The sequence below is a fragment of the Micromonospora sp. NPDC005163 genome (genome assembly GCF_053599835.1).
The window spans coordinates 1-21,408 of record NZ_JBSFYP010000095.1; the positions used below are offsets into that span (position 1 = coordinate 1).

The 21,408-nt window shown below is 72.5% G+C and carries 20 protein-coding genes and 1 riboswitch; of the genes, 10 read left to right on the forward strand and 10 right to left on the reverse strand.

The annotated features are described in order from the left end of the window. The first annotated feature begins 295 nt into the window (after nucleotides 1-295). Nucleotides 296-709 carry a hypothetical protein gene (locus ACWD6N_RS34675; RefSeq protein ID WP_354962246.1) on the forward strand — a complete coding sequence of 138 codons (414 nt, stop codon included), beginning with the start codon at nucleotides 296-298 and terminating at the stop codon, nucleotides 707-709. Here ACWD6N_RS34675 and ACWD6N_RS34680 read toward each other — a convergent pair. Beyond that, nucleotides 706-1,110 carry an MmcQ/YjbR family DNA-binding protein gene (locus tag ACWD6N_RS34680; RefSeq protein ID WP_354962245.1) on the reverse strand — a complete coding sequence of 135 codons (405 nt, stop codon included), beginning with the start codon at nucleotides 1,108-1,110 and terminating at the stop codon, nucleotides 706-708. The two genes, ACWD6N_RS34675 and ACWD6N_RS34680, sit on opposite strands and share 4 nt — an antisense overlap. Nucleotides 1,111-1,129: 19 nt before the next feature. Continuing rightward, nucleotides 1,130-2,053, reverse strand: coding sequence for an aminoglycoside phosphotransferase family protein (locus ACWD6N_RS34685; protein WP_354962244.1), 924 nt, complete (start codon nucleotides 2,051-2,053; stop codon nucleotides 1,130-1,132). Nucleotides 2,054-2,316: 263 nt separating this feature from the next. Between ACWD6N_RS34685 and ACWD6N_RS34690 the strand changes: the two genes are divergently transcribed. After that, nucleotides 2,317-2,577, forward strand: a complete 261-nt coding sequence (locus ACWD6N_RS34690; protein ID WP_089020799.1) for a hypothetical protein — start codon at nucleotides 2,317-2,319, stop codon at nucleotides 2,575-2,577. 179 nt (nucleotides 2,578-2,756) lie between these two features. On the opposite strand, the gene ACWD6N_RS34695 is transcribed toward ACWD6N_RS34690, so the two are convergent. From ACWD6N_RS34695 to ACWD6N_RS34715, 5 genes are all read right to left on the reverse strand, one after another. After that, nucleotides 2,757-4,193: a glycine hydroxymethyltransferase gene (locus tag ACWD6N_RS34695; protein ID WP_354962243.1), complete on the reverse strand. Its 1,437-nt coding sequence runs from the start codon at nucleotides 4,191-4,193 to the stop codon at nucleotides 2,757-2,759. An 18-nt stretch (nucleotides 4,194-4,211) separates the two neighbouring features. Beyond that, a riboswitch (ZMP/ZTP riboswitch) is annotated at nucleotides 4,212-4,301 on the reverse strand. 75 nt (nucleotides 4,302-4,376) lie between these two features. Then, nucleotides 4,377-4,862, reverse strand: a complete 486-nt coding sequence (locus ACWD6N_RS34700) for a hemerythrin domain-containing protein (protein WP_354962579.1) — start codon at nucleotides 4,860-4,862, stop codon at nucleotides 4,377-4,379. Between the two features lie 174 nt (nucleotides 4,863-5,036). Further along, nucleotides 5,037-6,509: a S8 family peptidase gene (locus ACWD6N_RS34705; protein WP_387322342.1), complete on the reverse strand. Its 1,473-nt coding sequence runs from the start codon at nucleotides 6,507-6,509 to the stop codon at nucleotides 5,037-5,039. A gap of 145 nt (nucleotides 6,510-6,654) precedes the next feature. Beyond that, complete coding sequence (locus ACWD6N_RS34710) at nucleotides 6,655-7,524, reverse strand: NAD(P)H-hydrate dehydratase (RefSeq protein ID WP_354962241.1); 870 nt, start codon at nucleotides 7,522-7,524, stop codon at nucleotides 6,655-6,657. Continuing rightward, the gene (locus ACWD6N_RS34715; protein WP_354962240.1) at nucleotides 7,508-8,239 is read right to left on the reverse strand and encodes a histidine phosphatase family protein; all 732 of its coding nucleotides are present in this window, start codon (nucleotides 8,237-8,239) and stop codon (nucleotides 7,508-7,510) included. Before ACWD6N_RS34715 ends, ACWD6N_RS34710 begins: the two co-directional genes overlap by 17 nt. A 135-nt stretch (nucleotides 8,240-8,374) precedes the next feature. Between ACWD6N_RS34715 and ACWD6N_RS34720 the strand changes: the two genes are divergently transcribed. The 3 genes from ACWD6N_RS34720 (at nucleotide 8,375) to ACWD6N_RS34730 (ending at nucleotide 10,230) form a co-directional block, all read left to right on the forward strand. Continuing rightward, nucleotides 8,375-8,605, forward strand: coding sequence for a hypothetical protein (locus ACWD6N_RS34720; protein WP_354962578.1), 231 nt, complete (start codon nucleotides 8,375-8,377; stop codon nucleotides 8,603-8,605). Between the two features lie 212 nt (nucleotides 8,606-8,817). Further along, on the forward strand, nucleotides 8,818-9,144 hold the full coding sequence (locus tag ACWD6N_RS34725) for a hypothetical protein (protein ID WP_450006272.1): 327 nt from the start codon (nucleotides 8,818-8,820) through the stop codon (nucleotides 9,142-9,144). A gap of 96 nt (nucleotides 9,145-9,240) precedes the next feature. Continuing rightward, entirely contained in the window at nucleotides 9,241-10,230 is a 990-nt protein-coding gene (locus ACWD6N_RS34730) for a DNA polymerase domain-containing protein (RefSeq protein ID WP_450006274.1), read from the forward strand. A gap of 34 nt (nucleotides 10,231-10,264) precedes the next feature. On the opposite strand, the gene ACWD6N_RS34735 is transcribed toward ACWD6N_RS34730, so the two are convergent. Next, the gene (locus ACWD6N_RS34735) at nucleotides 10,265-10,699 is read right to left on the reverse strand and encodes an Lrp/AsnC family transcriptional regulator (RefSeq protein ID WP_387322814.1); all 435 of its coding nucleotides are present in this window, start codon (nucleotides 10,697-10,699) and stop codon (nucleotides 10,265-10,267) included. A gap of 178 nt (nucleotides 10,700-10,877) precedes the next feature. On the opposite strand from ACWD6N_RS34735, the gene pdhA reads away from it, so the two are divergent. From pdhA to ACWD6N_RS34755, 4 genes are all read left to right on the forward strand, one after another. After that, the gene (pdhA, locus tag ACWD6N_RS34740) at nucleotides 10,878-12,044 is read left to right on the forward strand and encodes a pyruvate dehydrogenase (acetyl-transferring) E1 component subunit alpha (protein ID WP_450006276.1); all 1,167 of its coding nucleotides are present in this window, start codon (nucleotides 10,878-10,880) and stop codon (nucleotides 12,042-12,044) included. Continuing rightward, on the forward strand, nucleotides 12,041-13,057 hold the full coding sequence (locus tag ACWD6N_RS34745; protein WP_450006278.1) for an alpha-ketoacid dehydrogenase subunit beta: 1,017 nt from the start codon (nucleotides 12,041-12,043) through the stop codon (nucleotides 13,055-13,057). Before pdhA ends, ACWD6N_RS34745 begins: the two co-directional genes overlap by 4 nt. Beyond that, nucleotides 13,054-14,439, forward strand: coding sequence for a dihydrolipoamide acetyltransferase family protein (locus tag ACWD6N_RS34750; RefSeq protein WP_387322347.1), 1,386 nt, complete (start codon nucleotides 13,054-13,056; stop codon nucleotides 14,437-14,439). Before ACWD6N_RS34745 ends, ACWD6N_RS34750 begins: the two co-directional genes overlap by 4 nt. Nucleotides 14,440-14,566: 127 nt before the next feature. Then, nucleotides 14,567-16,243, forward strand: a complete 1,677-nt coding sequence (locus ACWD6N_RS34755) for a right-handed parallel beta-helix repeat-containing protein (protein ID WP_354962234.1) — start codon at nucleotides 14,567-14,569, stop codon at nucleotides 16,241-16,243. Between the two features lie 46 nt (nucleotides 16,244-16,289). Here the strand turns inward: ACWD6N_RS34755 and ACWD6N_RS34760 are convergent, their stop codons facing one another. Together ACWD6N_RS34760 and ACWD6N_RS34765 are read right to left on the reverse strand one after the other, a co-directional pair. Continuing rightward, on the reverse strand, nucleotides 16,290-18,392 hold the full coding sequence (locus ACWD6N_RS34760; protein ID WP_354962233.1) for a PQQ-dependent sugar dehydrogenase: 2,103 nt from the start codon (nucleotides 18,390-18,392) through the stop codon (nucleotides 16,290-16,292). A 23-nt stretch (nucleotides 18,393-18,415) separates the two neighbouring features. After that, on the reverse strand, nucleotides 18,416-19,372 hold the full coding sequence (locus ACWD6N_RS34765) for a sugar phosphate isomerase/epimerase family protein (RefSeq protein ID WP_354962232.1): 957 nt from the start codon (nucleotides 19,370-19,372) through the stop codon (nucleotides 18,416-18,418). Between the two features lie 647 nt (nucleotides 19,373-20,019). On the opposite strand from ACWD6N_RS34765, the gene ACWD6N_RS34770 reads away from it, so the two are divergent. After that, complete coding sequence (locus ACWD6N_RS34770) at nucleotides 20,020-21,279, forward strand: L,D-transpeptidase (protein ID WP_354962231.1); 1,260 nt, start codon at nucleotides 20,020-20,022, stop codon at nucleotides 21,277-21,279. The last annotated feature ends 129 nt before the right edge of the window (nucleotides 21,280-21,408 follow it).

The following is a 21,408-nucleotide window of genomic DNA, read 5'->3' on the forward strand; positions in this document are numbered from 1 at the left end:
GCCCTCCCTCCCCCCCGCGCCGGGGGGGCGGGGGGTGCCCCGGCCCCGCGCCGACCGTCCGGCCGGCCGGACGGGCCCGGAGCGGGGGGACGACGGCCGACGCTAGCCGCCCCAGCCGACGCCCGCACGGCCACGAGACGAACGCGCGACGAACTCCCCGGCCGGGTGTGGCTCGCACCGTCGGATTGATGTCGCCCGTGCGGCGGCGTCGGCGCGCTGGGGCGGGTTGATGGCGCCGGCCGGTCACGATTGCGGTGGGCCGGAGTCGTGGCGATGCGGGCCGGAGGTGGCGTCAGTGCTCAGCTCGTTCCTCCAGACCATGGCGACCAAGATGGTCGAGGAGATCCTCAAGCGACTGGTCGAGTGGCTCGCACCGAAGGCGCTGCGGTCCGTGCCGCACCGCGCCACGCCGAACTGCCCGCGCTGCGGCGGGTACGGCGTGGCCCGCTGGGCGCCTGGCGGGGTGCGGGCGGTCTTCGTGCTGTCCCTGCTGGCCTTCACGAGTACCTGCGGGCGGCCCGGCCGGTGTTCACCTGCGGTTGCGGTCAGCGGCTACGGGCGCCCGGGGCCGCCGAGGTCCAGCTGCGCTGCCCGCGCTGCGGCACCGAACACGCCACCCCGGCCCTGGCCGGCCGCTGACGTGGAGGCGATCAGCGTGCCGTCCAGGTCGAAGACGATCGCGTGCATCTGCCGCACCCCGCCGAGCTAGCCGCCGGCCGGCTCCTGCTGGGCGCGGTGGGCGGCGGCGAGCCGCTTGGGGGCGCGGGCGTACCACGCCTCGGTGATCACCTCGGTCAGCTCGGGCACGCCGATCCGGTCGAGCCGGACCAGCACCGCCGGGTAGCCCTCGAAGTGCGGGGTGGTGAAGTAGACCGACGGGTCGTCGGCGAGCAGGGCCTCCTTGACGCCGAGGTCGGGCACCCGGACGCCGAGGATCGGCCCGTCGGGCGCGGCGGTGCCGAGGGCGGCCAGGTCGGCCCGCCGCAGCGGCCTCTCCCAGACGAACGCCTTGTCCCGCACCCGCCAGGCGGGCAGCCCGTCGTACGAGGCCCGCTCGGTGGTCCCGGGCAGTGCGAGCGCGATCCGGCGGGCGTCCTCCCAGCTTGCCATGTCCACACCGTACGGGGAGTCAGCGGGCCACGGTGTGCTCGGCGAGCAGGTGGCCGAGCACGTGTCGGGCTTCGGCCGCCTTGGCCGGCTCCGGATTGTCCAGGGTGATCAGCGCCTTCCACAGCGCCCAGCCGCGCCCGCGAGCCCAGGTGGCCGCGTCGACGTCGAGCGCGTCGTGGAAGGCGGCCCTGCTCGGGCCGTGCAGCAGCGTCCAGGCGATCACGGTGTCGCAGGCGGGATCGCCGACACCACAGCAGCCGAAGTCGATGACGGCGGCCAGCCGGCCGTCGCGGACCAGCAGGTTGCCGGCCGCGACGTCGCCGTGGAACCAGACCGGCGGCCCGGCCCACGTGGCGTCGAGGGCGGCCTGCCAGATGTCGTTGACGGCGGCGACGGGTAGCTGGTCACGGTGCGTTTCGATCGCGGCCCGGGTTTCGGCGTCGTAGGTGGACAGCGGCGCGCCCCGCCAGGCGCTGTGCCGGCCGGCGGTGGGGCCGCCCGTGGCGTCGCCGCGCCGTAGGGCGCGCAGGAAGCCGGCGAGGTCGGTGGCGAATCGGGTCAGGTCGTCGATCCGCTCGGGCCGGGCGGTCCGTCCGTCGATCCATCGGTAGACCGACCACGGGTACGGGTAGCCGGCGCCCGCCCGACCGTGGGCCAGGGGGGTGGGCACCTCCAGTGGCAGCCGTTCGCCGAGCACCGGCAGCCAGCGCTGTTCCTTGGCGACCTGGAGGGCGTACCCCTCGCTGCTGGGCAGCCGCACGGTCATCGCGTCGCCCAGGTGGAAGGTGCGGTTGTCCCAGCCGTCGACCTCCACCGCGCGTACCGGCAGCTCGGCCCAGTGCGGGAACTGGTCGGCGACCAGGCGGCGGACCAGTGCCTCGTCGATCCGGCCGGCCACGGCGTCGTCGGTGTCGGGTACGTCGGGGAGGTCCTGTGCGTTCATCCGCCCGAGCCTGCGGGGACCGGACTAGGTCCGCAACCGACTTTACGCCGGACGGCTGGGGTCGGTGGCGGGTGCGGGTTGCGAAGCCCATCATCGACGTGGGCGGGCACTGGTCCGCGACCTGCTGGACCGGGTCGTCGCGGCGGGTTGCCGGACGGTGGTGGTAACAGTGGACGTCTTGGTGCGGGCGCTCGCGTTGGGCGCAGCCGAGGTGCTGGTCGGCCGCCCGCCGAGCTGCGCGCTGGCAGCCGGCGGCGGTCATAATGGGCCGCATGGTTGCCTGGGAGTACGCCCTGCTCGTCCGCCGCTATCAGGGACAGGGCCGCAATTTTCACGTCTCGTTCGTCTGGTACGCGCCGGACGGGTCGCGCAGGGACATCACCGCCTTCGGTGACACCGCCATCGCCCACCTCAATCGGGTCGGCCGGGAGGGCTGGGAACTGGTCTCCGCCGCCGAGGACGTGAACAACGTCCAGGGCAGCACCGAGGTTCACCGCTACCACCTCAAGCGCCCCCTAGCCTGAGGCGCGCCCGCCCGCCAGACCGGTGCGGGGCCGGCCGGTGTCGGCCAGGTCGGTTCCGCGAGTGCGATACCTCTAAGTCATATCGATGACTCAGAGGTATCGCACTCGTCCGAGCGAGCGCCACCGACGGCGTTACCCACCGTGATCGAGGCGGCCCGGCGCGGCGACCAGCCTGAGCGTCAGGCCAGGTCGATGGCGGGGTAGAGCGGGTGGGGGGCCAGCAGCTCGGTGGCCTGGCGGGCGATCTTGTCGGCGAGGGCCGGGTCGAGGGTGTACTTGGCCTTCGAGGGGGTGCCGTCGGCGTTGGCGCCGGCCGTGGTCTGGGTGAGCACCGTGTGCATCAGCTCCGCGGTCTGGTCCATTTCCGCGGTGCCCAGGCCCCGGGTGGTCAGAGCCGGGGTGCCGACCCGGATGCCCGAGGTGTACCACGCGCCGTTCGGGTCGTGCGGGACCGAGTTGCGGTTGGTGACGATGCCCGAGTCCAGCAGCGCCTGCTCGGCCTGCCGGCCGGTGAGCCCGTAGCCGGACACGTCGATCAGCACCAGGTGGTTGTCGGTGCCGCCGGTGACCAGCTTCGCGCCCCGGCGCAGCAGCCCCTCCGCGAGGGCCTGCGCGTTGTCCACGATCCGCTGGGCGTAGTCGGCGAAGTCGGGGCGGCGGGCCTCCGCGAGGGCGACCGCCTTGGCGGCCATCACGTGCGGCAGCGGGCCACCGAGCACCATCGGGCAGCCCCGGTCCACCTGGTCGGCCAGCTCGGGCTGGCAGAGCACCATGCCGCCACGCGGGCCGCGCAGCGACTTGTGCGTGGTGGTGGTGACGATGTGCGCGTGCGGCACCGGGTCGAAGTCGCCGGTGAACACCTTGCCCGCCACCAGGCCCGCGAAGTGCGCCATGTCGACCATGAAGGTGGCGCCGACCGAGTCGGCGATCTCCCGCAGGATCCGGAAGTTCACCTTCCGGGGGTACGCCGAGTAGCCGCCGACCAGGATCAGCGGCTTGAACTCGCGGGCCGCCTCGGCCACCCGGTCGTAGTCGATCAGGCCGGTCGCCGGGTCGGTGCCGTAGCTGCGCTGGTCGAACATCTTGCCCGAGATGTTCGGCCGGAAGCCGTGGGTGAGGTGGCCGCCGGCGTCCAGCGACATGCCGAGCATCCGCTGGTTGCCCAGCTCGCGGCGCAGCGCGAACCAGTCGGCCTCGGTGAGGTCGTTGACCTGACGCACCTGCGCCTTCTTCAGCGCGGGGGACTCCACCCGGTCGGCCAGCACCGCCCAGAACGCGACCAGGTTGGCGTCGATGCCCGAGTGCGGCTGCACGTAGGCGTGCGCCGCGCCGAACAGCTCGCGGGCGTGCTCGGCGGCGAGCGCCTCGACGGTGTCGACGTTCTGGCAACCGGCGTAGAAGCGGCGCCCGACGGTGCCCTCGGCGTACTTGTCGCTGAACCAGTTGCCCATCGCGAGCAGGGTCGCCGGGGAGGCGTAGTTCTCGCTGGCGATGAGCTTGAGAGACTCCCGCTGATCGGTCAGCTCGGCGCCGATGGCGTCGGCCACCCGCGGCTCGACAGCCCGGATCACCTCAAGGGCACTCCGGAATGCGGTGGACTCGGCGTTGCGCGACATGCGACCTCCTACAGACGTGCGGAAGGCCCAGGCGCTCGGCAAACGTCCTCGTGACGGGGCCGCTCCCCGATGGTTCTCCATCCCCACGCGCCAGTAACGGCCCGCGCCGATCCTACCGGGCCGGCCCGGGCCCGCCCGGCCGACCTCCGGACGCGACCGCCGGGGTGGTTGGTCGAGCACCGCTCAAGCGGTCACGGCATCGATCGCCTTCTTGATCGCCTTCGGCTCGCCGGGCGAACGCGGCGCGTCCGCGCGCAGCGCGATCATCTTCTCGCCGATCTCCTGGAGCTGCTTACGGCCGAGCTGCTCGCGCACCTTGGGGAACCACTCCTGCTCCTCCTCCTCGACGTGGTGCGTCACGTTCTCGATCAGCACCGTCGTCTTGGGGTTGAAGCGCTCGTCGTCGGCGTCCATGCTGGCCAGCTCGAAGCAGAGCAGGTCGGCGACGTGGTGCTCCTCGTACGACTCGAGGATGTCGTCCTCCAGGTCGGGCAGGAGCCGGCGGATCTCCGGGTACATCACCTCGTTCTCCAGGTAGGTGTGCACCGTCAGAGCCTCCAGGATCTGGCCCACCAGCTTCTGCCGCTGGCTCGCCGGCCCCTCCTCGGCATCCTGGAAGGCCTTGAACAGGCGGCGCATCTCCTTGTGGTCCTCTTTGAGCAGGACGATTCCTTGTGGTCCTCTTTGAGCAGGACGATGGCATCGGTCGACACCGGCATGACCTCCCTGGATCTCGTCTGGTGTCGATCCCGTACCCGAGGGATGAACTGCGGAAACAGGGTTACCCTGAACGGGTGGGGCCCGGCGCCGAAGCGCCGGGCCCCACACTGGTCGTACCGTTGGTCAGCGGACCACGCCGTACGCGCTCACCATGCCCGCGCCGTAGAAGCCGTTCCGCGCCCCGCCGGAGCAGGTCGCGTCGTAGACGGCACCCAGCAGCGGGACCGGGTTGTAGACACCCGCGGGGCAGCTCTGCGCCCGAGCCGTGCGCTCCAGGAACGACGCCAGCTGGCCCGGGGACATGTCCGGGTGGGCCGAGGCCGCCAGCGCCGCGACGCCGGCGACGTGCGGGCCGGACATCGAGGTGCCCTGCTTGTAGCCCCAGCCGTTGGTCCGCGTCGCCGTGTTGAAGGTGGTGGACAGGATGCCGTCGGTCAGCGTCGACTGGGCACCCTGGGTGCGGAACCGGGTGTCACCACCCGGAGCGGTGACGTCCACGACACCCTGGCCGTACGAGGAGTAGTAGCTCTTTTCCCCGGTCGGGCCCACCGCCGAGACGGTCACCACGCCCGGCGCCTCGGCCGGCAGGTCGAGGCAGGCGCTGTTGATGTCGCGCACCTCGGGCGTCCCGTTGTTCGGGCTGCCCGCGTCGACCGTCTTGTGGGCCAGATCGACGTTGGAGTTGCCCGCGGACGCGACGTTGAGCACGCCCTTGCTGTGCGAATAGCGGATGGCACGCTGCACGGCCTGCCACACCGGTCGCTGGCGCGCGTCGTTGCGGCAGTTGAACTCCCACGGGTCGATGTAGTAGCTGTTGTTCGTGACCTTCATGCCGTGCTCGGCGGCCCAGAGGAAGCCGCAGACCGCCGCCTCGGGGTAGATGAAGCCGTCGTTGTTGACCACCTTGACGGCGGCCACCTTGACGCCTGGGGCGACGCCGGTGACGCCGACGCCGTTGATGGCGGCGGCGATGGTGCCCGCCACGTGGGTGCCGTGATCGGATGTGGTCGGGTTCCAGGCCGCCTCGGTGGTGTCGACGACGCCGCCAAGGCAGGACGTGCTCTTGTCCTTGGCGATCTGGCTGGCCAGGTCGGGGTGACTGGAGGAGATGCCGCTGTCCAGCACGCCCACCACTACGTCCGCGCTTCCGGTGGTGACGGCGTGGGCCTGCGGGACGCCGATCATCGGCATGTCCCACTGCTGGCCGAACAGGGGCTCGGCGGTCGGGTCACCGGTGGCGCTGGCGAGGTCGGCGGCGGAGACCTCCACGGTCTCGCCCTCGTCGAGAGCGGTGCCGAGCCCGGTGGTCGCGGCCACCGACTCGACCCCGGCTCCCGCCACCTCGGTGGCGAAGTCGGGGTTGCTGGAGCGGGCGACGAGCACACCGATCTGCTCGTAGCTGGCCATCACGGTGCCCTTGGCGGCGGCCACCCGGGCAGCGGCCCTGTCGTTCGCCGCGCCCTGCGGGGCGAGAACCAGGAACGTCGTGTCCGGGCCGGCGGCCGTGGCCGGCGCCAGTGCGCCGGTGACGGCGAGACCGACCCCGAGCGTCACCGCGGACGCGGCGGCCAGTGTCTTGTTGCGGAGGTTTTTCACGCGGACTCCCAGGAGCGGGGACCAACCGGTGCGCTCCCGGGCGGGGAGTGACCGGCCGAGGGCGGGCGGGATGCCCGTCTCTGGTAGTCGAGCGCGGACGGTCGGTGTGGCGTTACACACACCCCGGCAGGTGGGACGAAAGGTGTCAGACCGTGGCCAGCGTGCGGGGGATCTCGTCGAGCAGTTCCCGGGCCAGGAAGCCGATCCGGCCGTACCGGGGGATCAGCCGCTGGCCGCTCACCGCGTGCGCGAACGACGCCCAGCAGGCGGCCTGGGCCGGCTCGGCGCCCCGGGAGAGTAGCCCGGCCAGTAGCCCGGCGAGCACGTCCCCGCTGCCCGAGGTGCCAAGCCCGGCGTCGCCGCTCTCCTCGCGCCAGCGCCGCCCGTCCGGGGTGGCCACGTGGCCGTAGAGCGAGACGACCGCCTCGTACCGGACGGCCAGCTCGGCCGCCTCGGCGTCCAGGTCGTCGCCCGGGTCGCGGCCGAGCAGGTGCCCGGCCTCGGTGACGTTCGGGGTCAGCACCGCCGGTCGCCCCGAGCCGACCAGCAGGCCCGGCTCGTGGCTGAGTGCGCCCAGGGCGTACGCGTCGAGCACCAGCGGGGTGCGCGGCCCCGCCGCGTCCAGGACCGGGTGCAGCAGCTCGCGCGTCTCGTCGATCCCTTTCAGCCCCGGCCCGAGGGCCACCACGTCGGCATGACCGATCAACTCGCCGAGCTGGCCGTCCCGGTCCGCGGCGACCGCGCCGGTCGGGGTCTCCGGCAGCCCGATCACCAGCGCCTCGGGCACCTGGACGCTCAGCGTGGCAGCGGTGGACTCGGCGGCGGTGAGCTGGAGAACCCCCGCGCCGGCGCGCAACGCGGCGACCCCGGCGAGCAGCACCGCCCCGGGGGTGAAACGGGAGCCGCCGACCACCAGCACGGTGCCCCGGCTCTCCTTGCCGCCGGTCGGGACCGGCAGCTCCCAGTTCCGCAGCAGCCCCGGCGTGATCACCTTCACCTCAGACCGGCTCGGCATGGACCTCGTCCTCCCTGGTCGGCCGGGCGCCCTGCCGGCGTAGGTGGCCCACCTCGTTGAACCCGGCCAGCGCCAGCCGGCCGTCGGTGTCGACCGACCAGTGGGTGATCGAGCAGTTGGCGATCACGTGTTCGCGGGTCAGCGCCATCAGTTCCGGCTCGGTCAGCCCCTCCACCAGGAAGCGCAGCAGGAAGACCAGTGCGTCGTGGCCGAAGAGCAGCACCCGCTGGTCGGCATGGTCCCGGCGCAGGTCGCCGAGGAGCGTCCGCAGCCGCAGCGCCACGTCGGTCCAGGATTCCCCGCCGGGCGGCCGGTAGTAGAACTTGCCCAGCCGGGCGCGGCGGTCGGCCTCGTCCGGGAACCGCCGGCGCACCCCGTGCCCGGTCAGCCCGTCGAGGATGCCCAGCTCCCGGTCGCGCAGCCGCTCGTCCCGGCTGAGCGGCACCCCGGTGCCGTGCAGTGCCAGTTCGGCGGTGGAGACCGCGCGCAGGTACGGCGAGACCACCGCCACGTCCGGGCGCCGGTCCGCGGGCAGCCCGGCCAGCCAGCGGCCGGTGGCCCGGGCCTGCTCCTGGCCGGTGGGGGAGAGCGGCACGTCGGCGTCCCGGTGGGTGAGCCCGATCAGGTCGGCACCGGAGGACTCGGCCTCGCTTGCCGCCACGTTCGCGGTGCTCTCGCCATGTCGGATGATCCACAAGGTTGCCAATTCGGCCATGCGGCACCCCCTACCCGGCCCGGCTGCCGGGTAACCGCGCCACCGGCGCAGGTCGGGGGTCGGGCGTGAACGCCACTCGGTTGGGTAAGCGTGGGCTTCAACGCGAGCCGACAGGGGAGGTGCGCCGTGGCGACGATGGTCAAGGAGCAGATCAGCCCGGTGAAGGACAAGAACTACGACTTGATCCGGGCGTTGCAGATGTCACTGGAGAACGTGTACCGGATGGACACGTACATCGCCGACGCCGAGCAGCATGGCGACAGTGAACTGGCCAACTGGTTCCGCCTGATCCAGGAAAACAGCCGCAAGGCGGGTGAGCAGGGCAAGCAGATGCTGATGTCCCGGATGCAGCAGGAGAAGCGCTGACCGCGGCGAATGTCGCCCGGGTGCGGGCGGATGCCGGTCGATGACCGGCATCCGCCGCGCTGACCCCCGACGGCACATCGACCCACGTCCAGGCGATCCCCTCGATGCCGCGCGGTCCGGTCCGGTTCGGGACAGCGCCGCAGGAGGTCGATGGGGCACAATGTCCGTCCGGGACGGCCGGGCCGCCCCGAGACGGAGGGGTGGAATCGACGATGACGGTCGTCCGGGGTCTGCGCGAAGCGCTGCTGCTGTTCCTGATCGCCGCTGTTCTGGTCGGGGCCGCCGCAGCGGTCTGGGTGGCGGTCGACGGGGGTGACTACACCGGCCGACTGGGGATCGCGCTGATGGTGGTGGGCGCGCTGTTCGGAGTGACCGGCGACCTGACGCTGAGCCGGATCGGCATGCTCGGCCCGCGTGCCACCTTCGGGCTCGCGCCGGAGCGCGAGGAGGCCGGGGGCGGGCGGGTGCTCACCGGCTTCGGCATCTTCCTGTTCGTCGGGTTGCCGCTGATCCTGGTCGGCGTCCTCCTGGTCACCTGACCGGGCCCGCGGGCCGGGCAGATCGGTCCGCGTCGCGCCCTGCTCGTCTCCGGTCGATGACCGCGAGGAGCCCGCCGGCGTCGTACCCTCGTGGGCGTGGCCAAGGCAGCGGAGGAGATCCAGGTGGGGGAGCGGCTGGTCCGCGTCTCCAGCCCCGACAAGCCGTACTTCCCCGAGCGCGGGCTGACCAAGCTGGACGTGGTCCGCTACTTCCTGGCGGTGGGTGACGGCATCCTGCGCGCGCTGCGGGACCGGCCGACCATGCTGGAACGCTGGCCGCGCGGCGTCTTCGAGGGCGCAACAATCGCCACCCGGCAGACCAACCGGGGTGACGCGTTCTATCAGAAGCGGCTGCCGGCGGGCGCGCCCGAGTGGGTGCGCACCGCGCACATCACCTTCCCCAGTGGCCGTACCGCCGACGAGGTCGCGCCGAGCGAGCTGGCCGTGGTGATCTGGGCGGCCAACCTGGGGACGCTGCGCTTTCATCCGTGGCCGGTGACCGCCGCCGACGTGGAGCGCCCCGACCAGCTGCGCATCGACCTCGACCCGATGCCCGGCGTCGAGTTCGCGCAGGTCGTGCCGGTGGCCCACGAGGTGCGGGCGTTCCTCGCCGAGCTGGGCATGACCGGTTACCCGAAGACCACCGGAGGCCGGGGGCTGCACGTCTACCTGTCGATCGAGCCGCGGTGGAGCTTCGGCGAGTGCCGGCGGGCGGTGCTCGCGCTGGGCCGGGAGATGCAGCGTCGCCTGCCGGAGCTGGTCACCACCACCTGGTGGCGCGAGCAGCGGGACAAGCCGGTCTTCGTCGACTACAACCAGATGGCCCGGGACCACACCGTGACGTCGGCGTACTCGATCCGGCCCACGCCGCAGGCTCTGGTGTCGGCGCCGCTGGACTGGGCGGAGCTGGACGACGCCCGCCCGGAGGACTTCGACGTGCTTTCCGTGCCGGCCCGGTTCGCGGAGCGGGGTGACCCACACGCCGGCCTGGACGGCGACCGGCACTCGCTGGAGCCGCTGCTGGAGCTGGCCGACCGGGAGGGGCTGGAGGCCCCGCCGGAGCGGCAAGGAAGGGTCCCCTATTAACGCCAGGCGTTAATAGGGGACCCTTCCTTGCACCTCACGCCCAGGGGCTGCCCGCCCCGTCGAACTCCTCGAAGACCAGCCAGGTGCGGGTGGACAGCACCCCCGGGATGCTCTGCACCCGGCCCAGCACGACGTCCCGCAGCGCGGCGTTGTCCGGTGCGCGGACCAGCGCGAGCACGTCGTGGTCGCCGCCGAGCAGCGCGGCGTGCTCGATGTAGCGCACCTGGGCCAGCTCCGCGGAAACCTCCCGCCAGGTGTTCTGCTCGATCGTCAGCGCGATGTACGCCGAGGTGCCCAGGCCGGCCGCCACGGGCGCCACCTGGGCCCGGAAACCGGTGATCACTCCGTCGCGGAGCAGTCGCTCCACCCGGGCGTACGCGTTGGTGCGGGAGATGTGGATCCGCTCGGCGAGGGTGCGCACCGAGGTCCGCCCGTCACGGACCAGCTCGTCGAGGATCCGCCGGTCCACCTCGTCCAGGGGTCGGGCCGATCGTCCCGATCCGGTCGCCCGGCCCGCCCCGTCGGTGGCTTCCTGGCTCACTGATGCGCCCTTTGCATGCCAACCGTCCCGCCTTCCACCTGGATCTTGAGTCAATCATCCGACAGGCGGAAGCATAGGCCCACCACACGTCCCAGGAGGTTCCGCCGTGACGACCACTCCCCAGGCGGTCCGCAGGGCATCCCCGCGCACCCGTCGGGCGGCCACCCCGCCCGACCCGGCGCGCCCGCTGCTGCCCGACGCCGAGCCCGTCCGCCTGCTCGACCCGAGCGGCACCCCGCTGCCCGCCCGCACCGACTACCCGGAGCCGCCCGTCGAGGCGCTGCGTGAGCTGTACCGCCGGATGGTGCTCGGCCGCCGGTTCGACACCCAGGCGACGGCGCTGACCAAGCAGGGCCGGCTCGCCGTCTACCCGTCCTCCCGGGGACAGGAGGCGTGCCAGGTCGCCGCGGTGCTCGCGGTCCGGGACACCGACTGGGTGTTCCCCACCTACCGCGAGTCGATGGCACTGGTCGCCCGGGGCATCGACCCGGTCGAGGTGCTCACCCTGCTGCGCGGCGACTGGCACTGCGGCTACGACCCGGCCGCGATGCGGACCGCACCGCAGTGCACGCCACTCGCCACCCAGTGCGTGCACGCTGCCGGGCTGGCGCACGGCGAGGTGTACCAGGGGCGCGACACGGTGGCGCTGGCCTTCATCGGCGACGGCGCGACCAGCGAGGGTGACTTCCACGAGGGGATCAACTTCGCCGCCGTGTTCAAGGCGCCGGTGGTCTACTTCGTCCAGAACAACCGGTACGCGATCAGCGTCCCGCTGTCCCGGCAGACCGCGGCGCCGTCGCTGGCCTACAAGGGCGTCGGTTACGGCGTGCCCAGCGAGCAGGTCGACGGCAACGACCCGGTCGCGGTGCTCGCCGTGCTCACCCGCGCGGTGGAGCACGCCCGCGCCGGCAAGGGGCCGTTCCTGGTGGAGGCGCACACCTACCGGATGGAGCCGCACACCAACGCCGACGACGCGACCCGCTACCGTGACGGCGCCGAGGTCGACGCCTGGCGGGACCGGGACCCGGTCACCCGGCTGGAGACCTACCTGCGCTCGCGCGGGGTGCTCGACGACGCGGCGGTCGCCGAGATCGCCGAGCAGGCCGAGGCGTACGCGGCGGACCTGCGGACCCGGATGAACGAGCAGCCCGCGGTCGACCCGCTGAGCCTCTTCGACCACGTCTACGCCGAGCCCACCCCGCAGCTGCTGGAGCAGCGCGAGCAGGTCCGCGCCGAGCTGGCCGCCGCGCACGACGAGGAGGGTGACGCCTGATGGCCACCACCATGGCGAAGGCCCTCAACACCGCGCTCGCCGACGCCCTCGCCGCCGACGAGCGGGTGGTCGTCTTCGGTGAGGACGTCGGCCAGCTCGGCGGCGTCTTCCGGATCACCGACGGCCTGCAGGCCCGGTTCGGCGAGAAGCGCTGCTTCGACACCCCCCTCGCCGAGGCCGGCATCGTCGGCTTCGCCGTCGGCCTGGCCATGTCCGGGTTGCGGCCGGTGGTCGAGATGCAGTTCGACGCGTTCGCGTACCCGGCCTTCGAGCAGATCGCCTCGCACGTGGCGAAGCTGCGCAACCGCACCAGGGGCGCGCTGAGCGTGCCGATCGTCATCCGGGTGCCGTACGCCGGCGGGATCGGCGGGGTGGAGCACCACTGCGACTCGTCCGAGGCGTACTACGCGCACACCCCGGGTCTGAAGGTCGTCACCCCGGCGACCGTGCAGGATGCGTACTCCCTGTTGCGGGAGGCGATCGAGGACCCGGACCCGGTGGTCTTCATGGAGCCCAAGAAGCTCTACTTCGCCAGCGCCGACGCGGAGCTGCCGGCGCGTACCGAACCGTTCGGCCGGGCGGTCGTGCGCCGGCCCGGGCGCGACGCCACCCTGGTGGCGTACGGGCCGGCGGTGCCGGTCGCGCTGGAGGCCGCCGAGGCCGCCCGCGAGGAGGGCTGGGACCTGGAGGTGGTGGACGTGCGCACCATCGTGCCGTTCGACGACGCCACGATCACCGCCTCCGTCCGGCGCACCGGCCGGTGCGTGGTGATCCAGGAGGCGCCCGGGTTCGCCGGCGTCGGCGCGGAGATCGCCGCCCGGGTGCAGGAGCGCTGCTTCCACGCGCTGCACGCCCCGGTGCTGCGGGTGGCCGGGCTGGACATCCCGTACCCGGCGCCGATGCTGGAGCACACCCACCTGCCCGGGGTGGACCGGGTGCTCGACGCGGTGGCCCGGTTGCAGTGGGACGACCAGCCGGACCCGCGCTGGTCGATGCAGGGCAGCGCGGCATGACCACGGTCGAGCGGACGCAGGTCTTCCTCCTGCCCGACCTGGGCGAGGGGCTGAGCGAGGCGGAGATCGTCGAGTGGCGGGTCGCGGTCGGCGACGTGGTCACGGTCGACCAGAGCGTGGTCGAGGTGGAGACCGCCAAGGCGGTCGTCGACGTGCCCTGCCCGTACGCCGGGCGGGTGGTCACCCTGCACGGCGCGGCGGGTGAGGTCCGTCCGGTCGGCCAGCCGTTGATCACTATCGCGCCCCTGGACGGCGGTGCCGAGCCGGCCGGGCACGCCACCTACCGCGAGGAGGAGCGCGCGGGTTCCGGCAACGTGCTGATCGGGTACGGCACCGGGCACGGCGGGACGACCCGACGCCGACGCCGACCCCGGCTGGCGCTGGCCCCCGAGCCCACCGACGTCGCGTCCGGCGATGTCTCCGGTCCGGCCGCCGCGGGCAGCCCGGCGGGCCGCACCGAGGCGTCCTCCGGCGGCGCCCCGGCCGGCACGACCGCCCCGGCCGCCCTGGTCATCTCACCGATCGTCCGGCGGCTGGCCCGCGAGCGCGGGATCGACCTGGGCACGGTGCGGGGCACCGGGCCCGGCGGGGTGATCCGTCGCGCGGACGTGGAGGCGGCGCTGGCCGCGCCCGCCCCCCGGCTGGCGGCCGTGCCGGACGCGCACGCGACGGTGATCCCGGGCGGCGACGGCGATGTGATCGTCCCGCTCACCGGCGTCCGCAAGGCGATCGCCGACAAGCTCTCCCGCAGCCGGCGGGAGATCCCCGAGGTGACCATCTGGGTCGACGTGGACGCCACCGGGCTGCTGGAGACCCGGGCCGCGATCAACGCGGCGACGCCGGACGCGCCGGTGAGCATCCTGGCCCTGCTGGCCCGGATCTGCCTCTCCGGGCTGCGCAGGTTCCCGCAGCTCAACGCCCGGGTCGACACCGAGGCCCAGCGGATCGTCCAGTCCGCCGGGGTGCACCTGGGCATCGCCGCGCAGACCGACCGGGGCCTTCTGGTGCCGGTGCTGCGCGACGCCCAGCGGCTCACCACCGCCGAGCTGGCCGCGGAACTCGCGGCCACCACCGCGGCGGCGCGGGCGGGCACCCTTGCGCCGGCCCGGCTGACCGGTGGCACCTTCACCCTGAACAACTACGGGGTGTTCGGCGTGGACGGCTCTACGCCGATCATCAACCATCCCGAGGCGGCACTGCTCGGCGTGGGGCGGATCGTGGACAAGCCGTGGGTGGTGGACGGGCAGCTCGCCGTGCGCAAGGTGACCCAGCTCAGCCTCACCTTCGACCACCGGGTCTGCGACGGTGGGGTGGCCGGTGGCTTCCTGCGGCACGTCGCCGACTGCGTGGAGCGGCCGGCGCTGCTGATCGCCGCCGTCTGACCCGGCGTACCCCGGCCCCGGCGCTGCCCGTGCGGCGCCGGGGCCGGCGCACGCCCGGGGTTTCCCCAACGTGTCACCGGGAAGTCGGCCCCGCGGAGTGCACCGCCGCGTCGAAGGGAGCCGGTTCGTGGCGTACCAGGTACCCAACGCGTTCCGGGAGCGACGGCCCGCCTCGGCCGGCGCGCCGCTGCACTGCGACGCGCGGGAGTACGGGCTGTGCGGCGACGGCCGAACCAACGACCAGCCGGCGCTGGCTGCCCTCGTGGACCGGCTCGGCGACGGCTACGCGGCGGACGGGCGGGCCCGCGTCATCTACTGCCCACCGGGCATCTACTCGATCCGGGACGCCGGCACGGTGTGGCGCAGCGGCGTCTCGCTGGTCGGGGCCGGGCCGGCGGCGACCCGGTTCCTGCTCAGCAACGAGTGCAACCGGGTCGACCCGACCCCGTTGGCGTACTGGACCGTCCTGCAGCACGGCGCGGGCCGGGACCGGCACATCGCCGACTGCACCTTCGCCGACTTCGAGATCGACGGCTCCGGGGTGGCGATGGCCGAGTACAACTACCTGGCCAAGGGCCTCGGCCTCCAGTACGTGGTGCGCGGTGTCTTCCGCAACCTCTACATCCACCACACCGCGGCCACCGGGCTGGGGTGCGACTTCCTGCAGGACAGCCTGATCGACGGTGTGGTGGTGGTCGGCTGTGGCCGGCTGGACAACGGCGAGCAGATCGGCGGCGCGGGAATCGGCGTGGGCATCGGCGGCTGGGGCGCGGTGGAACGGCTGACCATCGTCAACTCCACCACCCTGGCCAACGGCACCAACGGGATCTTCCTGGAACTCCAGAAGGACTACTGGTCCCCGCCCCGGGGGTACCGCATCATCGGCTGCCACAGTCAGGGCAACCGGTTCGGCATCTCCGACTGGGGCGCGGACGGGCTGATCGTCTCCGCGTGCACGATGGCCGACAACCTGGAGGCCGGCTTCGACGTCTCGGCCGAGGGCACCGCGGGCGTGGCCGGTCGGGGTGGGCTGCTCACCGACTGCGTCATCGACGGCAACATCGGCGACGGGATCAGCATCGGCAACACCTCTGGCCCCTACACCATCCGGGGCAACCGGATCAGCGACAACGGCCGGAACGGCTACCACGGGCACGACCTCGGGCGCGGTTACCAGGGCCCGGCACGGGACGTGGTGATCGAGAGCAACGAGTTCTGGGGCAATGGACTGGACGCGGTCCGGGTCGACCATCCGATGGTCGACGCGGTACTGCTCAACAACCGGATCCGCAACAACGGCCGGCAGTTCGCGCAGGCGGCCGGCGGTGCTGGCGAGACGGTCCGCTACAGCGAGCGGTCCCTGGTGGACCGGGCGGCCGACTGGCCGCACGACGGGCACCGGGGCAAGGTGCTGCGGGTCGGACGATCCGTGGCGCTGGTCGCCTCGAACACCGGCGACGAGCTCACCCTCGCCCCGGTCCGCCCCGACGCCTTGAGCGCATGGAGCGGGGACATCCCGCCGCCGGGCTGCCGGTACGAGCTGTCCCCGGCGCCCGCGCGGCGGGCCGGCATCACCATCGACGCGGCGTGCGACTCGGCGACGATCCGGGGCAACCGGATCTGGGACAACCGTGAGAGCCGGACCCAGACCAACGGGTTGTGGATCACCGAGCGGGGCAGCTGCGTCGACTGCCGGGTCGAGGGGAACGACCTCGGCGGCAACGCCGACGAGGGGCTGCGGCTGGACACCCCGCCGGTGGGCGGCCGCTGGCGCGACAACCACGACGACAGCGACTGGGGCTGAGCGGCGGCGGCCGGAGTGCACCGGCCGCCGCCGTCGTCAGGACCGGTCAGCCGGCCAGACCGGCCACCGGGTCGGGATCCAGCACGACCGTCGCCGTGCCGGTCTGCGGCGGTACGCCCGGCTCGGTCGGCGCGTCGGTGTACTCCGCCACGAAGACTGCGGTGAGGTTGTCAGCACCGCCGTGCCCACCGTCGACGAAGGTGGCGATGGTGCCGGAGCACCCCGTCGCCGAGGAGAGCGGGTGCCCGTGCTCGTCATGGCCGAGGACGTAGGTGACCTTCACCCGGGAGCAGTCCACCGGCAGGTCATCGGTGACCTTCACCTGGTACGCGACCGTTTGCCCGAACTGGAAGGGTTGCCCGGCCACCGGGGCGACGAACTCGACGATCGGCGCGCGCGGCCCGACCAGCAGCGGCAGGGTCGCCGCGGCGGAGCGTCCGGTGCGGTCGGTGACCTTCAGCGTGGGGGTGTACGCGCCGTTCTCCTGGAAGGTCCAGGCCGGATTCGCCTCGGTGCTGTCCACCGAGCCGTCCGCGTTGAAGTCCCACGCGTAACGCAGCGCGTCACCGTCCGGGTCGGTGGTGCCCGCGCTGGAGAAGGTCACGGTCAGCGGCGCCTGACCGGCGGTCGGGTCCGCGCTGATCTTCGGGATCGGCGTCCGGTTGCCCCGGACGAAGTCGATCCGGGACAGCTGGGCGTCCGGGTTCTCGGCGAAGTAGCCGTCGCCGTACTCCAGCACGTAGAGCGCGCCGTCCGGGCCGAACTCCATGTCCATCGGGTTGTCCACCACCAGCGACGGCACCACCGGCCGGATGTCCTTCACGTCGCCGTCGGAGTCGAGGCGGAACTCCTTGATGTAGTCCCGGGTCCACTCGTAGAACAGCGGCACACCGTCGTAGTAGGCCGGCCACCGGGTCCGCGAGGTGCTGGTTCCGTCGTAGTCGTACGCCGGGCCGCCCATCGGGCCGATGCCGCCGGTGCCCAGCTGCGGGAACTCCCCGGCGGCGGCGGACGGGTACCAGACCTGTGGCTGCTCGACCGGCGGCAGCTGCCGCTTCCCGGTGTTGTGGGGTGAGTCGTTGACCGGGCGCTTGCAGTTGAACGTCGAACCGGACTCGCCGGTGGCGAAGTCGTAGTCGCGGTACGCGATGTCCGGTGTCACGCAGTACGGCCAGCCGTAGTTCGCCGGCTTGTCGATGAGCATCCACCGGCCGTGCCCGGCGGGCCCGCGCCCCGGGTTGGACGAGGACGCGTCCGGGGAGTAGTCGCCCAGGTAGACGTCATCGGTGCGCCGGTCGACGGCGAACCGGAACGCGTTGCGCAGCCCCATCGCGTAGATCTCCGGGCGGGTCTGTGCCGTACCCGGCTTGAACAGGTTGCCGGCCGGCACCTTGTAGCCGCCGCCGGGTTGCACCCGGATGCGCAGCAGCTTGCCGCGCAGGTCGTTCGTGTTGGCCGAGGTGCGCTGGGCGTCGAACGCCGGGTTCCGGTCGGCCCGCTCGTCGATCGGGATGTAACCGTCGGAGAAGAACGGGTTCGTGTCGTCACCGGTCGACAGGTACAGGTTGCCCTTGCTGTCGAAGTCGATCTGACCGCCGACGTGGCAGCAGATGCCCCGGTCGGTGGGCACGTCGATGATCTGCTGCTCGGTGCCGAGGTTCAGCTTCATCCCGTCCAGCTTGAACCGGGACAGCCGCAGTGCCCCCCGGAACCGCTGCCAGTCCGCCTCGGTGCCGACCAGCGGCGCGTCCCCCTCGTTGACGTCGGGGGTGGCCGGGTCGTCCACCGGGGTGTTCAGCGGCGGCGAGTAGTAGAGGTAGACCCATTTGTTCTGGGCGAAGTTCGGGTCGATGGCGACCCCCTGCAGCCCCTCCTCATCGTGCTCGTACACCGGGATGTCGGCGGCGAGGGTGTTCAGCCCGGTGCGCGGGTCGTGGATGCGGACCTCGCCGGTGCGGGAGGTGTGCAGCACCCGCAGGTCGGGCAGGACGGCGAGGCTCATCGGCTCGCCCGGGAAGTCGTTCAGTGTCACCTTCTGGAAGCTGCTGTCCGGTGGCGCCGCGGCCGGCGCGGGCGCGGCGGCCGCCGGTGGCGCGGCCAGGCCGGCCGTCACCAGCAGCAGGGCGGACACGAATGCGGTCCTGTTCATCAGGTCGTCCCCCGAGGTGGTCGTCAGTACCGGAGTGAGGCGAGATAGTCGAAGCCGACCCGGGCGGTGTCCAGGGCGTCGGCGGGCGCGCGCGGCGGGGTGCCCGCGTCGTCGCGTTCCACGATGTACTCCTCGATGCCCGCCTCCCGTTCGTGGGCGAAGATCCGTCCGAAGTCGATGACGCCGTCGCCGAGGTCGGCGAAGCCACCCTCGACGTCGAGGTCCTTGACGTGCACCTGGCGGATCCGGCCGCGGTTGGCCCGGATCACGTCGACCGGGTCGTGTGCGCCCCGCCAGGTCCAGTAGAGGTCGAGTTCGAAGTGGACCAGTCGCGGGTCCGTCTGCCGGGTGAGGATGTCGAAGCCGGTCGACCCGTCGGTCAGCGGCACGAACTCCAGTTGGTGGTTGTGGTAGCCGAAGTCCAGCCCGGCGCGCTCGGCGAGCCGGCCGGCCTGGTTCAGATCCCGGGCGAGGGCACGGTAGACGGCGGGGTCCCGGATCGGGCGCCCCTCTGGGTCGCGACCGAAGTACGGGTGGACGATCTTCTTGCAGCCCAGGATGTTCGCGTCCGCGAGGGCGCGTTCCCAGGTGGCGGCGTCGAACGGCTGCGGGATGCCGGTGTGCCCGGAGGTGGACCGCAGCCCCGCCTCGTCCAGCGCGGCCCGGAACTGCGCCGCGGTACGCCCGACGAAGCCGGCGTGCTCCACTCGCCGGTAGCCGATCCGCCGCAGTGCGGTCAGGGTGCCGGGCAGGTCGGCGGCGAGTTGGTCGCGCACCGTGTAGAGCTGGATGCTGATCCGGTCCACCGGCACCCGGCGCCGACCGTGGGTATGTCCGGCCGGCGTGGCGGCGGCCGGGCCGGCGAGCAGGCCGGCGGTGCCGAGGGCGGCGGCGGAGACGGTCGCGGCGCGGAGCAGGCCCCGCCGGCTGACCGGCTCGGAGGCCGGTGCCGACTCCGGTCCGTTGGTCTGTTGATCCATGGTGGTGGTCCCTTCCTGACGGCTGGCACGCCGTCGGCGGAGGTCGACCGGCTGCCGCCTCCGGGCGCGCCGAACCGGCCGGATCGGGGATCCGGCGGGACGATGACGGACGGCGCGCGGGTGCGGCCCGGACCTGTCGGGAGCAGAACACGGCGACCCGGCGGGTGGCGGCGAGGCGATCGACGAATGGGCAACCTTCTATCTGATTCGCGACCTTACCCTTGCCTCCGGACGAAGGCAAAGCTTCGTCTCGATCAGCAGAAGTTTCGCTCCAGGCGACAAAAGTCCATCCTCGTGATGCGTCACCTGCCCTGACCTCGTCCTCCCTGCGCCGACGCCACCCCGGCGCAGTCGGGTGCCGTACGGCCGGATCCCTGCCCGTCGGGTCAGGGACGAAAGCCCGCGCAACGATGGCAGAACGTGCAAGATCGTGGTGGTCGGGGTCGGACGGGACGACCCGGGTCGGGTCGGCCGGAGTCGGTCGGTGTCGCTCAGACCGGGCCGGTCATGCCTTTGTTTCGCCAATTGGCTCAGCGCCGGAAAATGCGCCGATAAATGGGCCGCCGATTATTTCCGAATGGGATGGGCACGCCGATCGAGGCGGCGAGAATATGGCGGAGGGAAGCCGAAAACGGGGGGACTGAAACATGACGTTGAGGCGGCGATTGACGCTGTTGGCGGTAACCATCGCAGCCGTACCACTGGTTGTGGGAGGGTGCACCGCGGATCGGGACGCGTCGGGCAAGCGGCACGCCGCTCCGCCGGAGCTCACGGTGACGCCGGGCGACAAGGCGCGGGAGGTGCCGGTCAGCGCCGAGGTGGGCACCGTGGTCAAGGGCGGACGGGTCACCGGTGTGCGGCTCACGGACGACAAGGGGAAGCAGATCGCGGCCGAGCCCCGTGAGGACGGCTCCGGCTGGGTGCCGAGCGCGCCGTTGCAACCGAAGCGGACGTACACCGCCGAGGTGACCGCGACCGGCGACTCGGGCGCCACGACGACCCGAACCACCACGTTCAGCACGATGGCCAAATCCACCAAACCGCAGATCACCAGCACGCTCTATTTCGTCGGCAACCGGACGTACGGCACGGCGATGCCGGTAACCGTGGCGTTCGACCCGGGAATTCCGAAAGAGGCCAGAGCGGACGTGCAGCGACGGTTGTTCGTGAAGACCAATCCGCCGCAGCCCGGTGCCTGGTCGTGGCTGGAGGACGGGACTCAGGCCTATTACCGGGCGCCCGATTTCTGGCGTCCGGGGACGACGATCAGCGTCCGGGCCGGTCTGCAGGGCCTGCCGATCGGCAAGGACCGGGTCGGCGACGCCGAGCGGACCGCGACCTCGAAGATCGGACGGCAGGTCGCGCTGGAGATCGACAACGACACCAAGCAGATGACCGTGTTGCGCGACGGCAAGCAGGTCCGCCGGATCCCGGTCAGCCTGGGCAAGGCGAGTACACCCACCTCGAGCGGCAAGATGGTGATCATGGAGAAGCACGAGCGGACCACGTTCGACACCCGGGGTGAGCCGGACGGCGGCTACGTGGTCGACGTCGATGACGCCCAGCGACTCACCTGGGGCGGCGAGTTCATCCACTCGGCCCCCTGGTCGGAGGGCGACCAGGGCAGCACCAACGTCTCGCACGGGTGCACGAACGTCGCCGCCACCGCGGCGGACTGGTTGATGGGAGTGACCCAGGTCGGTGACCTGGTCACCGTGAAGGGCACCGAGGTGCAGTTGCAGGCCGGCAACGGCTGGACGGCGTGGAACGTGAGCTGGGACGAGTTCGTCCGGGGCAGCGCCCTGCCGGTGCCGCCCGGGCTGCGGCCGGCGCCAGTGCCCCCGGCGCACCCGGGAGCGGTGGCCGGCGGGTCACCCGCACCCGCGCCCTCGGTCAGCGGCCGCTGACACACCGCCGACGGCCCCCGGGTCGGGGGGGGGCGGGGGGGGGGCGGCCCCCCCCCCCCCCCCCCCCACCCCCCCCCCCCCCCCCCCCGGGGGCCGCGGCCCCCCCTCCCGCGCCGCCCGCCCGCGCGG

Bases quoted from the DNA above. Each gene is read 5' to 3' on its own strand.
- ACWD6N_RS34680 (WP_354962245.1), bottom strand. From the start codon at position 1,110: ATGGCAAGCTGGGAGGACGCCCGCCGGATCGCGCTCGCACTGCCCGGG.
- ACWD6N_RS34685 (WP_354962244.1), bottom strand. From the start codon at position 2,053: ATGAACGCACAGGACCTCCCCGACGTACCCGACACCGACGACGCCGTG.
- ACWD6N_RS34690 (WP_089020799.1), top strand. From the start codon at position 2,317: ATGGGCCGCATGGTTGCCTGGGAGTACGCCCTGCTCGTCCGCCGCTAT.
- ACWD6N_RS34695 (WP_354962243.1), bottom strand. From the start codon at position 4,193: ATGTCGCGCAACGCCGAGTCCACCGCATTCCGGAGTGCCCTTGAGGTG.
- ACWD6N_RS34710 (WP_354962241.1), bottom strand. From the start codon at position 7,524: ATGCCGAGCCGGTCTGAGGTGAAGGTGATCACGCCGGGGCTGCTGCGG.
- ACWD6N_RS34715 (WP_354962240.1), bottom strand. From the start codon at position 8,239: ATGGCCGAATTGGCAACCTTGTGGATCATCCGACATGGCGAGAGCACC.
- ACWD6N_RS34720 (WP_354962578.1), top strand. From the start codon at position 8,375: ATGGTCAAGGAGCAGATCAGCCCGGTGAAGGACAAGAACTACGACTTG.
- ACWD6N_RS34725 (WP_450006272.1), top strand. From the start codon at position 8,818: ATGACGGTCGTCCGGGGTCTGCGCGAAGCGCTGCTGCTGTTCCTGATC.
- ACWD6N_RS34750 (WP_387322347.1), top strand. From the start codon at position 13,054: ATGACCACGGTCGAGCGGACGCAGGTCTTCCTCCTGCCCGACCTGGGC.
- ACWD6N_RS34760 (WP_354962233.1), bottom strand. From the start codon at position 18,392: ATGAACAGGACCGCATTCGTGTCCGCCCTGCTGCTGGTGACGGCCGGC.
- ACWD6N_RS34765 (WP_354962232.1), bottom strand. From the start codon at position 19,372: ATGGATCAACAGACCAACGGACCGGAGTCGGCACCGGCCTCCGAGCCG.
- ACWD6N_RS34770 (WP_354962231.1), top strand. From the start codon at position 20,020: ATGACGTTGAGGCGGCGATTGACGCTGTTGGCGGTAACCATCGCAGCC.